Genomic DNA, 12,172 nt, shown 5'->3' with positions numbered 1-12,172 from the left:
AGTCATGAAGAAATGGGGTTACTGGCTGGCGGCTGGGGCGCTGGCGCTGGGCTTACAGAGCGCGCAGGCCGCTGATGACGGCAAAACGCTTTATTTCTATAACTGGACTGAATATGTCCCGCCGGGGCTGCTGGAGCAGTTCACCAAAGAGACCGGCATTAAGGTGATCTATTCCACCTACGAATCCAATGAAAGCATGTACGCCAAGCTGAAAACTTATAAAGATGGCGCGTATGACCTGGTGGTGCCTTCCACCTATTTTGTGGCGAAAATGCGCAACGAAGGCATGATCCAGAAAATCGACAAAAGCAAGCTGAGCAATTTCAGCAATCTCGATCCGAGCCTGCTGAACAAGCCGTTCGATCCCAACAATGATTATTCGATCCCGTACATTTGGGGCGCAACGGCCATCGGCATTAATACCGATGCGATGGATGCAAAAAGCGTTACCGGCTGGGCCGATCTGTGGAAGCCGGAATATAAGCAGAGCCTGCTGTTAACCGACGATGCGCGTGAAGTTTTCCAGGTGGCGCTGCGTAAGCTGGGTTATTCCGGTAATACCCGCGATGCTAAAGAGATCAATGCCGCATATGAAGAGCTGAAAAAGCTGATGCCAAATGTGCTGGCATTTAATTCCGATAATCCCGGCAATCCCTTTATGGAAGGCGAAGTAAATCTGGGCATGATCTGGAACGGTTCGGCTTATGTCGCACGTCAGGCAGGCACCCCGCTGGAAGTGGTCTGGCCGAAAGAAGGCGGCATTTTCTGGATGGATAGCCTGGCGATACCGGCAAATGCGAAAAACAAAGAAGGCGCACTGAAGCTGATTAACTTCCTGCTGCGTCCGGATGTTGCCGCGCAGGTGGCGGAAACCATCGGTTATCCGACACCGAACCTGGCGGCGAAAAAGCTGCTACCGGCCAGCGTGGCTAACGATCCGTCACTCTATCCGTCTGCAGAGGTGATCAAAAATGGCGAGTGGCAGGATGACGTTGGCGACGCCAGCGTCCAGTATGAGATGCTGTTCCAAAAGCTGAAGGCGGGACGTTAACAACAGCTGGCGGAACACCCAGCTGGCATGCAAAAGTAAAAGGGCATGCGGGAGAAGCTCCCGCATGCCCTGAATAGTTATCAGGCCGCATCACCCTGCCGCTGAAATCAGCTACTGACAACGGCCTGAGGCAGGGTCATACCAGCCGATAAAGCCCTTTCTGAAACTTCTCTACCCAGGCAGGCACCACTTCGCTCGCCAGCCCGTAGTGCTTTTCAGCAAACTGATTACCCACCTGGCTCGGCTCCAGATTTAGCTCAACGGTATGGACGCCCTGCTGTTTCGCTTCATGTACGAAACCTGCGGCCGGATAGACATGACCGGAGGTGCCGATCGCCAGAAAATAGTCCGCCTCAGAGAGCGCCTGATAGATGTCATCCATTCCCAGCGGCATTTCACCAAACCAGACTACGTGCGGGCGCAGACGGGCAGGAAACTGACAGCAGTGGCAACGATCATCGGCGCTTAAATCACCGGTCCACTCCAGCACCTGCCCGCTCATTTCACAGCGCACCTTAAGCAGCTCGCCGTGCATATGCAGCACGCGCTGGCTACCGGCGCGCTCGTGCAGGTTATCAATATTCTGCGTAACCAGCAGGAAGTTGTCACCCAGCACCGATTCCAGCTCCGCCAGCGCCAGATGCGCGGCATTAGGCTGGATTTCCGGCTGCTGCAGCTGGCGGCGGCGCGCATTGTAAAATGCCTGCACCAGCGCCGGATCGCGCCTGAAGCCCTCCGGCGTAGCGACATCTTCAATACGATGCTCTTCCCAGAGGCCATCATCGGCGCGAAAAGTACGAATGCCCGATTCGGCGGAAATGCCTGCACCGGTCAACACCACCACCCGAGGCTGCGGATGTGCCGCCAGCTCAGCGTTACGATCCCGTTCAAAAATACGCTGCCGGAAACGCTGATGCATCTTGCGCCTGGTTTTACGAAAGCGCGCAATACGTAAACGGCGACGGGGTGTGCGCATAAAAACTCCTTAATTACCTGAGATGCAGGAATGCGGCACCGCGCATTCCGCCCGCATCGCCATGACGCGCCTGTGCAAAGCGCGGCGGCTTCGCCCGCGGCAGCAGGTGCGGCTGCACCTGCTCTGCCAGCCCGTCATAGAGCGCTGCGAAATTAGACAATCCGCCACCCAGCACCACTAAATGCGGATCGAGCAGGGTAAGCAGATTGCCGAGACAAACCGCCAGCAGCGCACGAAAGCGCTCGGTATGCGCCTGCGCCTGTGGATCGCCCTGATAATAGCGTTCAATAATCACGGGCGCACTGAGCGTCTGCTGATAAAAGTGGTGAAACAGCCAGGAGAAACCCTGACCGGAAAGCAAGGTTTCAATGCAGCCGCGTTTACCGCAGCCGCACTGTCGCAGCGGAATATCCTGTCCCAGCAGCGCCAGCGCATCCACCGGCAGGCGCATATGCCCCGCTTCACCGGTGATAAAGCTGCGCCCTGAGACCGGCTTGCCGTCAACCACCAGCCCGCCGCCGACGCCGGTGCCGAGGATCAGCCCCAGCACGACCGGATAAGCGCGAAACTCCTCATCCCAGGCCTCGGAGAGCGCGAAACAGTTAGCGTCGTTATCGATGCGCACTTCACGTCCCAGCCGCTCGCTGAGATCGCGGCCAAAGCGTTGCCCCTGCGCCGCCGGCACGTTGGCGGTGAAGAGCGTGCCATCGTCGGGATTGGGCAGGCCCGGCACGCCTACGCCAACGCTGCCGCGCTGGCCGGTAATGGCATCCGCCTCCGCCGTCAGGCGGGTAAAACTCTCCAGCAGCTGCGCGTAGTCGTCACGCGGCGTCGGGACGCGCTTGCTCCATACCAGCTGGCGCTGCGCATCGTAAACGCCGAGGGCGATTTTGCTGCCGCCCATATCGAAACCGTAAAACATCGCTTTATCCGCCACGATAAACCTACTGCCCGCTTAACACGCGTGCCGGATCGATACGGCTGGCACGCCGCGCCGGATACCAGCTGGCCACCAGGCTCAAAACGATAGCGGTCGCCAGCACCGAAGCCACATCCAGCCAGTGCAGTTCTGAAGGCAGGAAATCAATAAAGTAGATATCGCCGGAGAGAAAATGATGTCCGGTCAGATGTTCAATTCCGCGCATCAGCGGCGTCAGATACAGCGCGGCCAGCACGCCTGCCACCGCGCCGCTTACGCTGCCCAACAAACCGGCACGCAGCCCGTACCAGACAAAGATCGCGCGGATCAGACCATCCTTCGCCCCCAGCGTGCGCAGCACGGCGATATCGCTGCTTTTATCTTTCACCGCCATTACCAGCGTGGACACAATATTAAAGCAGGCAACGCCAATCACCAGCACCATCGCCAGATACATAATGGCGCGGATCATCTGAATATCACGATACATATAACCGTAGGTGCCGATCCAGCTGCGGATATAAACGTAGGCCTTCGTTACCTCGCCCGCATCACGCACCAGCTTAACGGCGTTAAAAGGATCGTTCATTTTCAGCGCAATGCCGGTTACCTTGTCCGTCATATCGAGATATTTTTGCGCATCGGCCAGCGGCACCAGCGCCAGGCTATGATCGAGCATCCCGCTGAGCTGCAGGATGCCGCTGACCTGTAAGCGGATACGCTTGGGCTGCAGCAGCTTATTTTGCCCGTCGCTGTTGGGGATCATCACCGTCAGCCAGTCGCCCTGCCTGACACCTAACGATTTCGCCGCACCGCTGCCGATGATGATTTGCTGTTTACCGGCGCTAAAGCTGGCCCAGGCATTATTCTGCACAAACTGCGGTAGCGCGCTCAGGCGCTTTTCCTGCGCGGGGTCGACCCCTTTCACCTGAATCGCCTGTAGCTTCGCACCGCTTTCAATCAGACCGGTAAAGTTGATGTACGGCGCGGCGGCGGCGATGCCCGGCACCTGCTCCATACGCGGCAACAGCGACTGCCAGCCGGAAAGCGGGTCGTTAACCGGTTCGATTTCACCGTGCGGCACCACCGCCAGAATGCGATTATTCAGCTCGCGTTCAAAGCCATTCATCGCGCTCAGGCCAACGATTAACACTGCCACACCCAGCGCAATGCCCAGCGTGGAGATCACCGAAATCAGCGAAACCATGCCCCCACGCCGCCGTCCGCTGCTGAAGCGCGTCGCTAACAGTAAGGATAATGAAGCCATTACAGCGCTCCTGCCAGCGTGACCTGCTCGCTGAGCTGACCGTCACGCATTTCGCGCTGCGCGGGCAGCCGTTTCGCCAGGTGCAGATCGTGCGTCACCACCAGAAAAGCGGTGCCCTGACGCACGTTCAGCTCGCCCAGCAGATCGAAGATCGCATCGGCATTACGGGCATCCAGGTTGCCGGTCGGCTCATCGGCCATCACCAGGCGCGGGTTGTTGACCAACGCACGCGCAATGGCCACGCGCTGACGTTCACCGCCGGAAAGTTCAGCAGGACGATGCGCTGCACGCTTTTCCAGGCCCACCGCACGCAGCATTTCCAGCGCACGATCCTGCGCCTCCTGCTTGCTTTTTTTGCCAATCAGCAGCGGCATCGCCACGTTTTCCAGCGCGGTAAAATCGGGCAGAAGATGGTGAAACTGATAGATAAAGCCCAGCTCGCGGTTACGCAGCTCAGCTTTTTGCGCCGAAGACATACTGCTAAGCGCGCGGCCGTTGAACAGCACATCGCCGGAGGTAGGCGCATCCAGACCACCCAGCAGATGCAGCAGCGTACTTTTGCCGGAGCCGGAGCTACCGACAATGGCCATCATTTCGCCGGGCCGCATGGTGAAACTGACGTCGCGTAACACGTCTGTCTGCACGCTCCCTTCCTGATAGCGTTTGCACAGTTGGTTACACTGTAACAGATTCAAATCACTCATAGCGTAAAGCCTCAGCAGGTTGTACGGCGGCAGCGCGCCAGGATGGATAAAGCGTCGACAACAGCGCCAGCGCCATCGCCGTCAGCGCAATGGCAATCACCTGCCAGAAAGAGATATCCACCGGCAATGCCGCGCCATCAAGAAACATACCGATAACCGGCATCAAATTATTAAGCTGACTGGCCAGCAGCACGCCCAGCAGCGTGCCGAGCAGCGCGCCGATAATGCCGGCGCTGGCACCCTGCACCATAAACACCAGCATAATCTGCCGCCGCGTCAGCCCCTGGGTTTGCAGGATCGCCACCTCGCCCTGCTTCTCCATGATCAGCAGGCCGAGCGAGGTAATGATGTTAAACGCCGCTACGGCGATAATCAGGCTCAGCAGTAGCCCCATCATGTTTTTTTCCATGCGCACCGCCTGGAACAGATCGCCTTTGCGATCGCGCCAGTCTTTCCATACCAGCCCCGCCGCCAGCGGTTGCTGACTGACGCTGTCCACTTCCAGCGGGTTATCCAGCCACAACCGCCAGCCGGTAATATTGCCCGCCGGATAACGCATTAACCTCGAGGCGTCCTGCTGGTTTACCAGCATCTGATAGCCGTCAACTTCGCTGTTGGCGGCAAAGGTGCCGATTACATTAAACAGGCGCTGGCTGGGCAGGCGGCCCATCGGGGTAAACTGGCTGGCGGAAGGCACCATCAGACGCAGCTGCTCGCCGCGCTTCACGCCCAGCTGTGCAGCCAGTTGCTCGCCCAGGATCACGTTGTACTGCCCCGGCTGCAGCGCCTGCTGCTGTGCATTAACCAGATAAGGCGTCAGAGGATCGTTCTCATCAGGCTGCACGCCTAGCATCACGCCCACCGCCACGCTACGCGCGCTTTGCAGCACGACATCGCCAGTGGTTAATGGCGCGATACGCTGTACGCCCTGTAAATTCAGGCTGCTGGCGGGCTGTTGCTGCGGGTTGATTGAGCCTTTGTCGCTGGTGATTAGCGCCTGCGGCATCAGGCCAAGAATATTGCCTTCCAGCTCGCGCTCAAAACCGTTCATTACCGACAGAACGGTAACCAGCGCCAGCACGCCTAAGGTAATGCCGATAGTGGAAAGCCAGGAAACAAACCGACCAAAGCGGTCTGAGGCACGTCCGCGCATATAGCGCAAACCGATAAATAACGCGACAGGTTGATACATGAGATCCGTCTTATGCGTAGCAAAAAGCAAAAGTAGTCAGGATGATAAAGGAGCCGCTTGTTTTATGGAACCTTTACCCGTCCGAGTTAATGGTAAAGATGCATCAGAATTTTTCCGCTGCGCTCTGTTGCACAAAAAAGTCTCCTACGCTGAAGATTACCCTGCGCTAATCTGCACTATACTTGCCCTTGCTATTTAAAGGGTTAATGTAACTAATTAGCCGTGCCGCTGGCACCGGAGCCGCTTATGAGTAAGTATCTAAAAGGCAATATTGTCAAACATCAGTCTGGTGAAATTCGCGGTCAGGTGGTTACGGTTTTCGCACAGGGAAATTTTCCCGCCAGCTATCATGTTCAATGGGATGACGGCACCTGGAGTCTGCATGCGGAGAAAGAGCTGGAGTGGGCAAATAGCGATCGTCACGTTGTGAATGATGTGAATGATTTCTCGCCTCGCGCGCGCTAAAGCGCAACACCGCCAGTTAACGTTAAGGCTGAAGAGCGCCCGCCAGGCAAAAAGCCTGCCGCAGCAGATGATCCCCGCCGCGTTCTGTGGAATGATTATGCCCCTGAAATAAACAGAGAGAACGTCGAAACGACTATGCCTGAACAGATTCGCTATGCCCTGCCCGCTGCGGCAAACGATCAACGCCAGCTGGGACAGCTAACCGGCGCCGCCTGCGCCGTTGAATGTGCGGAAATCGCCGAGCGTCACCCGGGGCTGGTGATGCTGATTGCGCCTGATATGCAAACCTCGCTGCGCCTGCAGGATGAAATTCAACAGTTTACCCACCAGCCGGTTTTGAGCCTGGCCGACTGGGAAACTCTGCCCTTCGACAGCTTCTCTCCACATCAGGATATTATCTCTGCACGTCTGTCGACGCTTTATCGCCTGCCAACGCTGGAACGCGGCGTGCTGATCCTGCCGGTGACCACATTGATGCAGCGTTACTGCCCGCACGATTTCCTGCACGGTCATGCGCTGGTGATGCATAAAGGACAGCTGCTGTCACGCGACCGGCTGCGCGATCAGCTGGAACAGGCGGGCTATCGTCATGTCGATCAGGTCATGGAGCATGGCGAATATGCCACGCGCGGCGCACTGCTCGATCTGTTCCCCATGGGCAGCGAACAGCCTTATCGCATCGACTTTTTCGATAATGAAATCGACAGCCTGCGGCTGTTTGACGTCGACAGCCAGCGCACGCTGGAAGAGGTGGAGGCAATTAACCTGCTGCCCGCCCATGAGTTTCCCACGGATAAAGTCGCCATTGAGCTGTTCCGCAGCCAGTGGCGGGAACATTTCGATGTGCGCCGCGAGCCGGAACATATCTATCAGCAGGTGAGCAAAGGCACCCTGCCCGCCGGGATCGAATACTGGCAGCCGCTGTTTTTTGAACAGCCGCTGGTGCCGCTGTTCAGCTATCTGCCGCGCGATACGCTGGTGGTCAGCACCGGCGATCTGGAAGCCAGCGCGGAACGCTTCTGGCAGGACATTATGGCGCGTTTTGAAAACCGCCGCGTAGACCCGATGCGCCCATTACTGCCGCCGGAATCGCTGTGGTTGCGTACTGATGGCCTGTTTGCAGAATTAAAACAGTGGCCGCGCATTCGTATGAGCAGCGAGGCGTTGCCCGATAAAGCGGCCAACACCAACCTGGATTATCAGCCGCTGCCGCCGCTGGCGATAGAGCCTCAGGCCAAAGCGCCGCTGGATAACCTGCGCCATTTCCTTGAGGCGTTCGATGGTGCGGTGATCTTCTCGGTGGAAAGCGAAGGTCGCCGCGAGGCGTTACAGGAGCTGCTGGCACGCATCAAGCTACAGCCGAAGGTGATTCAGCGCCTGAGCGAAGCCGTTGCCCCGGGCCGTTATCTGATCATCGGCGCCAGCGAGCGCGGCTTTGTTGATAATCTGCGCCAGCGCGCCCTGATCTGCGAAGGCGATTTGCTGGGTGAGCGCGTGACGCGTCGTCGTCAGGATACCCGCCGCACCATTAATCCCGATGTGCTGATCCGCAACCTGGCAGAGCTGCATCCCGGCCAGCCGGTGGTACATCTGGAGCATGGCGTAGGGCGCTATATCGGCATGACCACGCTGGAAGCGGGCGGCATCAAGGCGGAGTACCTGATGCTGGCCTACGCCAATGACGCCAAGCTGTACGTGCCGGTCTCTTCGCTGCATCTGATCAGCCGTTACGCTGGCGGTGCTGATGAAAATGCGCCGCTGCATAAGCTGGGCAGCGATGCCTGGTCACGGGCACGTCAGAAGGCGGCAGAGAAAGTGCGCGATGTGGCGGCAGAGCTATTAGATATTTATGCACAGCGCGCCGCTAAGGCGGGCTACGCCTTTAAATACGATCGTGAGCAGTACCAACTGTTCTGCGACAGCTTCCCATTTGAAACCACGCCGGACCAGGCCCAGGCAATCCATGCTGTATTGAGCGATATGTGTCAGCCGCTGGCGATGGATCGTCTGGTGTGCGGTGATGTGGGCTTTGGTAAAACCGAAGTGGCGATGCGCGCGGCGTTTCTGGCGGTAGAGAATAACAAACAGGTGGCGGTGCTGGTGCCGACTACCCTGCTTGCCCAGCAGCACTATGATAATTTCCGCGACCGTTTCGCAAACTGGCCGGTGCGCATCGAAATGCTTTCCCGCTTCCGCAGCGCCAAAGAACAGGCGCAGATACTGGAGCAGGCCAGCGACGGTAAAATAGATATTTTAATCGGCACCCATAAGCTGCTGATGAGCGATTTGAAGTGGCACGATCTGGGGCTGCTGATAGTCGATGAGGAACACCGCTTCGGCGTACGCCATAAAGAGCGTATTAAAGCGATGCGTGCCGATGTCGATATTCTGACATTAACCGCCACGCCGATCCCGCGAACGCTGAATATGGCGATGAGCGGCATGCGCGATTTGTCGATTATCGCTACGCCGCCCGCGCGTCGCCTGGCGGTGAAAACATTTGTTCGGGAATATGACAGCCTGGTGGTGCGCGAGGCGATCCTGCGCGAAGTGCTGCGCGGCGGCCAGGTTTATTACCTGTATAACGATGTGGAAAATATCGAAAAAGCGGCCCAGCGGCTGGCAGATTTAGTGCCGGAAGCGCGCATCGCCATTGGTCACGGGCAGATGCGCGAGCGCGATCTGGAGCGGGTGATGAATGATTTCCATCATCAACGCTTTAACGTACTGGTCTGTACCACCATTATCGAAACCGGTATCGATATCCCTACCGCCAATACCATTATCATTGAGCGCGCCGATCACTTTGGCCTGGCGCAGCTGCACCAGCTACGCGGACGCGTAGGCCGTTCACATCACCAGGCCTATGCATGGCTGCTGACGCCGCCGCCGAAAGCGATGACTACCGATGCGCATAAACGCCTGGAGGCGATCGCCTCGCTGGAGGATCTGGGCGCAGGCTTCGCGCTGGCCACCCACGATTTAGAAATCCGTGGCGCAGGCGAGCTGCTGGGGGAGGATCAGAGCGGCCAGATGGAAACTATCGGCTTCTCCCTCTATATGGAGCTGCTGGAAAATGCCGTGGATGCGTTGAAAGAGGGTCGCGAGCCTTCGCTGGAAGATCTGACCAGCAATCAGACCGATATCGAACTGCGTATGCCAGCGCTGCTGCCTGATGATTTTATTCCTGATGTCAGTACCCGGCTCTCTTTTTACAAGCGTATCGCCAGCGCTGGCGATCGCCGCGAGCTGGACGATCTGAAGGTGGAGTTGATCGATCGCTTTGGCAACCTTCCCGATGCGGCTCGCCACCTGCTGGATATTGCCGCGCTACGGCTGGAGGCACGGCAGCTGGGCGTCAAACGCATCGAGGCCAGCGAAAAAGGTGGTTTTATCGAATTTGCCGAGAAAAACTGCGTCGATCCCACCTGGTTGATTGGACTGCTGCAAAAAGATCCGCAGCAGTGGCGGCTGGAAGGGCCAACCCGCCTGAAATTTACCCGTGAATTAGCCGAGCGTAAACTGCGGATGGCATGGATCCGGGAGTTAATGGAGCAGATGCAAGCGCATACGCTAGCGAGCTGAGTGGAAAATAACGTTTAACGGGGCCAAAATGGCCCCGTTAAACGTTGGCTCGCGCTAAAGCAAACAGGTAGATAGCAAGCCGCTGAGGGCAGGTTATAGCTATTGCCTTAATTAGTCGCTTTCGGCAGCCATCACCATGCGAATAATGCCAGCAGCCTGGCTTTTCGGTAATGAGAGTATGTTATTCCATAAATCTATTACCATGTCGCACGCCACTTTCTCTTTACCTAATCCCTTGCGTGGATCATCTAAAATCTCCAGGTCCTGACCATATTTTGGTATCATTTTTTGTATTACCTCACGCAGATTTCTCTGTGCGCTTTGCCGTTCATCATCAGTAATAAGATGCTTGTCAGGGCCCCAGGCGGAACGCATCATTGCCACGTCAGCATTCATTCGCTTTGTCAAAATATCTTTTGATATAATTTTAGCGGCATTTACACCGCCTTTCACTTCAGGATACAAATAGCGGTAGCAGGCATCATTACCAAATTTTTGTACTGCGGAAATTTGTTCTATATTGACCTGCATCACTGCTATTACATGATCGTCTGGTGAAAATGCCAGCCTTTTCTTTTGCAACGCTAAAATTTGTGGCTATATAAAATCGATAACCTGCTGTTCGCTTTTACCTTCTTTAATCATTGTTAAAACTTGAGAACGTATCTCCGCCAGTAACTGCGGCTCCTGTTCTTTCATCACACCATAAAACGGCATGCTTTCGGTTGCAGCATCCAATTTATGCTCAACATCCCGTTCAGAATTATTTCTTAAATAGTGAATGTCAACGATATTCCATATAGCAATCGCGGCTAAAGTAAGTACAACAGCGCCCCCTCGACCAATCCATTTCTTTTTACGCATCAGACTTACAACAATGGTAATAACAGCTCCTGCATACCCTGCCATTAACACATGCATCCAGTTCACTTTTTCCCTCTCTTATTTTGCTTTCCAGCGCTTATACAATTTTTAGTTTTCAGTAACTTTGCTCACGTCAACTCCCTATTAAAAGAGCGAGCCTCATTAAAGCTATGGTGGTTACTCGCAACCGCTTAAATTTTTAGTGATGATAACTAGCGACAAAAAACCATATTGATTCTTTTAGAAAACATAAAATAAGGCACCCAAATAACCACGCCTGTAACCCCACCTATTAATAACCTGATACTATCCGACCCTGGATTTATATCGAAAATAATAACAGGTAACACAGTAATATAGAGAGCAATAATCAGCCCTGTGGTATAATAAACAATCATCGCTTTGCGCGTTCCTTTCTTGCGTCTGAAAAATAACCATGCGGCATAAAGTGAAAAAAGAAAGCCGGAGATCAATAACGCAAACGCTCCCATCGCATAATAAGATAAAAAACCTGTCTCATCGAAATAATTAAATACTGTTATGATAAAACGATAAAGCTCAATGCCTCCCCCAATAATACCCAGGATAAGACCCAGAGCAGGAAGGTACAACAATCCATTAATTTTACACACTTCTTTCTTTTCACAAAAATCACACCAACCAGACTCTTTGTTTGCTTCATAATTTTGACATTTTATACATTCCATTTTGTTCCCTTTTATTATGCTATGTGAAGTTTTTTAATTTATCCAGGTCTATCCGTCAAAGCCCCGCTCCAATATGCTGTAATAGCGCTTTTGGAGTGATGATTGCCGCCATTAAGTAATCAACTTTATCTGACGCCACTACTAATAACTTCAGAAATCACCATCGCTTCAGACAGAACTCCGCCGGGCAATGTGTTCGCATCGTAGTACCAACAAAACGGTGTACATTCCCCTGGCTATCAACAGCAAAGCGAACCTCTTTATTTGGGTATTGTTTTGTGCTCGGAATTGATTGCTCAAAAAGCTTTAATGAACCCTGAGGTTCAATACCTGCATTAGGTCTATTACTTGGCTGACCTGGAGTATGCTTTGGATTCGATTTATATACCAAACCATTAGATGCAACAGTTGGTTGTGGCGTAGGTAAGGGGCTTCCTTTCCC

The 12,172-nt window shown here is 54.8% G+C and carries 11 protein-coding genes and 1 pseudogene; 3 read left to right on the top strand and 9 right to left on the bottom strand.

The window, feature by feature from the left end:
• The first annotated feature begins 4 nt into the window (after nucleotides 1-4).
• Nucleotides 5-1,051, top strand: coding sequence for a spermidine/putrescine ABC transporter substrate-binding protein PotD (gene potD, locus ACQE3Y_RS09120; RefSeq protein WP_426972998.1), 1,047 nt, complete (start codon nucleotides 5-7; stop codon nucleotides 1,049-1,051).
• A 136-nt stretch (nucleotides 1,052-1,187) separates the two neighbouring features.
• Here the strand turns inward: potD and cobB are convergent, their stop codons facing one another.
• The 5 genes from cobB to lolC are packed head-to-tail and all read right to left on the bottom strand — an operon-like array spanning nucleotide 1,188 to nucleotide 6,109.
• A complete protein-coding gene (gene cobB / locus ACQE3Y_RS09115) occupies nucleotides 1,188-2,027 on the bottom strand; it encodes a Sir2 family NAD+-dependent deacetylase (RefSeq protein ID WP_426972999.1) in 840 nt (279 codons plus the stop codon).
• Between the two features lie 13 nt (nucleotides 2,028-2,040).
• Nucleotides 2,041-2,949, bottom strand: coding sequence for an N-acetylglucosamine kinase (gene nagK, locus ACQE3Y_RS09110; RefSeq protein WP_426981665.1), 909 nt, complete (start codon nucleotides 2,947-2,949; stop codon nucleotides 2,041-2,043).
• A gap of 22 nt (nucleotides 2,950-2,971) precedes the next feature.
• Complete coding sequence (lolE, locus tag ACQE3Y_RS09105) at nucleotides 2,972-4,213, bottom strand: lipoprotein-releasing ABC transporter permease subunit LolE (RefSeq protein WP_426973001.1); 1,242 nt, start codon at nucleotides 4,211-4,213, stop codon at nucleotides 2,972-2,974.
• A complete protein-coding gene (lolD, locus tag ACQE3Y_RS09100) occupies nucleotides 4,213-4,917 on the bottom strand; it encodes a lipoprotein-releasing ABC transporter ATP-binding protein LolD (RefSeq protein WP_426973003.1) in 705 nt (234 codons plus the stop codon). Before lolD ends, lolE begins: the two co-directional genes overlap by 1 nt.
• Complete coding sequence (lolC, locus tag ACQE3Y_RS09095) at nucleotides 4,910-6,109, bottom strand: lipoprotein-releasing ABC transporter permease subunit LolC (RefSeq protein WP_426973005.1); 1,200 nt, start codon at nucleotides 6,107-6,109, stop codon at nucleotides 4,910-4,912. Before lolC ends, lolD begins: the two co-directional genes overlap by 8 nt.
• Before the next feature lie 246 nt (nucleotides 6,110-6,355).
• On the opposite strand from lolC, the gene ACQE3Y_RS09090 reads away from it, so the two are divergent.
• Both ACQE3Y_RS09090 and mfd read left to right on the top strand, forming a co-directional pair.
• Nucleotides 6,356-6,574, top strand: coding sequence for a hypothetical protein (locus ACQE3Y_RS09090; RefSeq protein ID WP_426973007.1), 219 nt, complete (start codon nucleotides 6,356-6,358; stop codon nucleotides 6,572-6,574).
• Between the two features lie 135 nt (nucleotides 6,575-6,709).
• Nucleotides 6,710-10,159 carry a transcription-repair coupling factor gene (gene mfd, locus ACQE3Y_RS09085; RefSeq protein WP_426981473.1) on the top strand — a complete coding sequence of 1,150 codons (3,450 nt, stop codon included), beginning with the start codon at nucleotides 6,710-6,712 and terminating at the stop codon, nucleotides 10,157-10,159.
• 111 nt (nucleotides 10,160-10,270) lie between these two features.
• On the opposite strand, the gene ACQE3Y_RS09080 is transcribed toward mfd, so the two are convergent.
• The 4 genes and pseudogenes from ACQE3Y_RS09080 to ACQE3Y_RS09065 all read right to left on the bottom strand — a co-directional run.
• Nucleotides 10,271-10,693, bottom strand: coding sequence for a hypothetical protein (locus tag ACQE3Y_RS09080; RefSeq protein WP_426981472.1), 423 nt, complete (start codon nucleotides 10,691-10,693; stop codon nucleotides 10,271-10,273).
• A gap of 63 nt (nucleotides 10,694-10,756) precedes the next feature.
• Nucleotides 10,757-11,089 carry a hypothetical protein gene (locus tag ACQE3Y_RS09075; protein WP_426981471.1) on the bottom strand — a complete coding sequence of 111 codons (333 nt, stop codon included), beginning with the start codon at nucleotides 11,087-11,089 and terminating at the stop codon, nucleotides 10,757-10,759.
• A gap of 146 nt (nucleotides 11,090-11,235) precedes the next feature.
• Entirely contained in the window at nucleotides 11,236-11,730 is a 495-nt protein-coding gene (locus ACQE3Y_RS09070; RefSeq protein WP_426981470.1) for a DUF2569 domain-containing protein, read from the bottom strand.
• A 157-nt stretch (nucleotides 11,731-11,887) separates the two neighbouring features.
• Nucleotides 11,888-12,172 (bottom strand): annotated as a pseudogene (locus ACQE3Y_RS09065) (hypothetical protein); the annotation flags it as partial.

Source organism: Pantoea sp. FN0305 (genome assembly GCF_050113845.1).
Lineage (GTDB): Bacteria > Pseudomonadota > Gammaproteobacteria > Enterobacterales > Enterobacteriaceae > Mixta > Mixta alhagi.
Note: the sequence above shows the minus strand (reverse complement) of the source record. Positions and strands in the feature narration are given on the sequence as shown.

Bases quoted from the DNA above. Each gene is read 5' to 3' on its own strand.
- potD (WP_426972998.1), top strand. From the start codon at position 5: ATGAAGAAATGGGGTTACTGGCTGGCGGCTGGGGCGCTGGCGCTGGGC.
- cobB (WP_426972999.1), bottom strand. From the start codon at position 2,027: ATGCGCACACCCCGTCGCCGTTTACGTATTGCGCGCTTTCGTAAAACC.
- nagK (WP_426981665.1), bottom strand. From the start codon at position 2,949: ATGTTTTACGGTTTCGATATGGGCGGCAGCAAAATCGCCCTCGGCGTT.
- lolE (WP_426973001.1), bottom strand. From the start codon at position 4,213: ATGGCTTCATTATCCTTACTGTTAGCGACGCGCTTCAGCAGCGGACGG.
- lolD (WP_426973003.1), bottom strand. From the start codon at position 4,917: ATGAGTGATTTGAATCTGTTACAGTGTAACCAACTGTGCAAACGCTAT.
- lolC (WP_426973005.1), bottom strand. From the start codon at position 6,109: ATGTATCAACCTGTCGCGTTATTTATCGGTTTGCGCTATATGCGCGGA.
- ACQE3Y_RS09090 (WP_426973007.1), top strand. From the start codon at position 6,356: ATGAGTAAGTATCTAAAAGGCAATATTGTCAAACATCAGTCTGGTGAA.
- mfd (WP_426981473.1), top strand. From the start codon at position 6,710: ATGCCTGAACAGATTCGCTATGCCCTGCCCGCTGCGGCAAACGATCAA.
- ACQE3Y_RS09070 (WP_426981470.1), bottom strand. From the start codon at position 11,730: ATGGAATGTATAAAATGTCAAAATTATGAAGCAAACAAAGAGTCTGGT.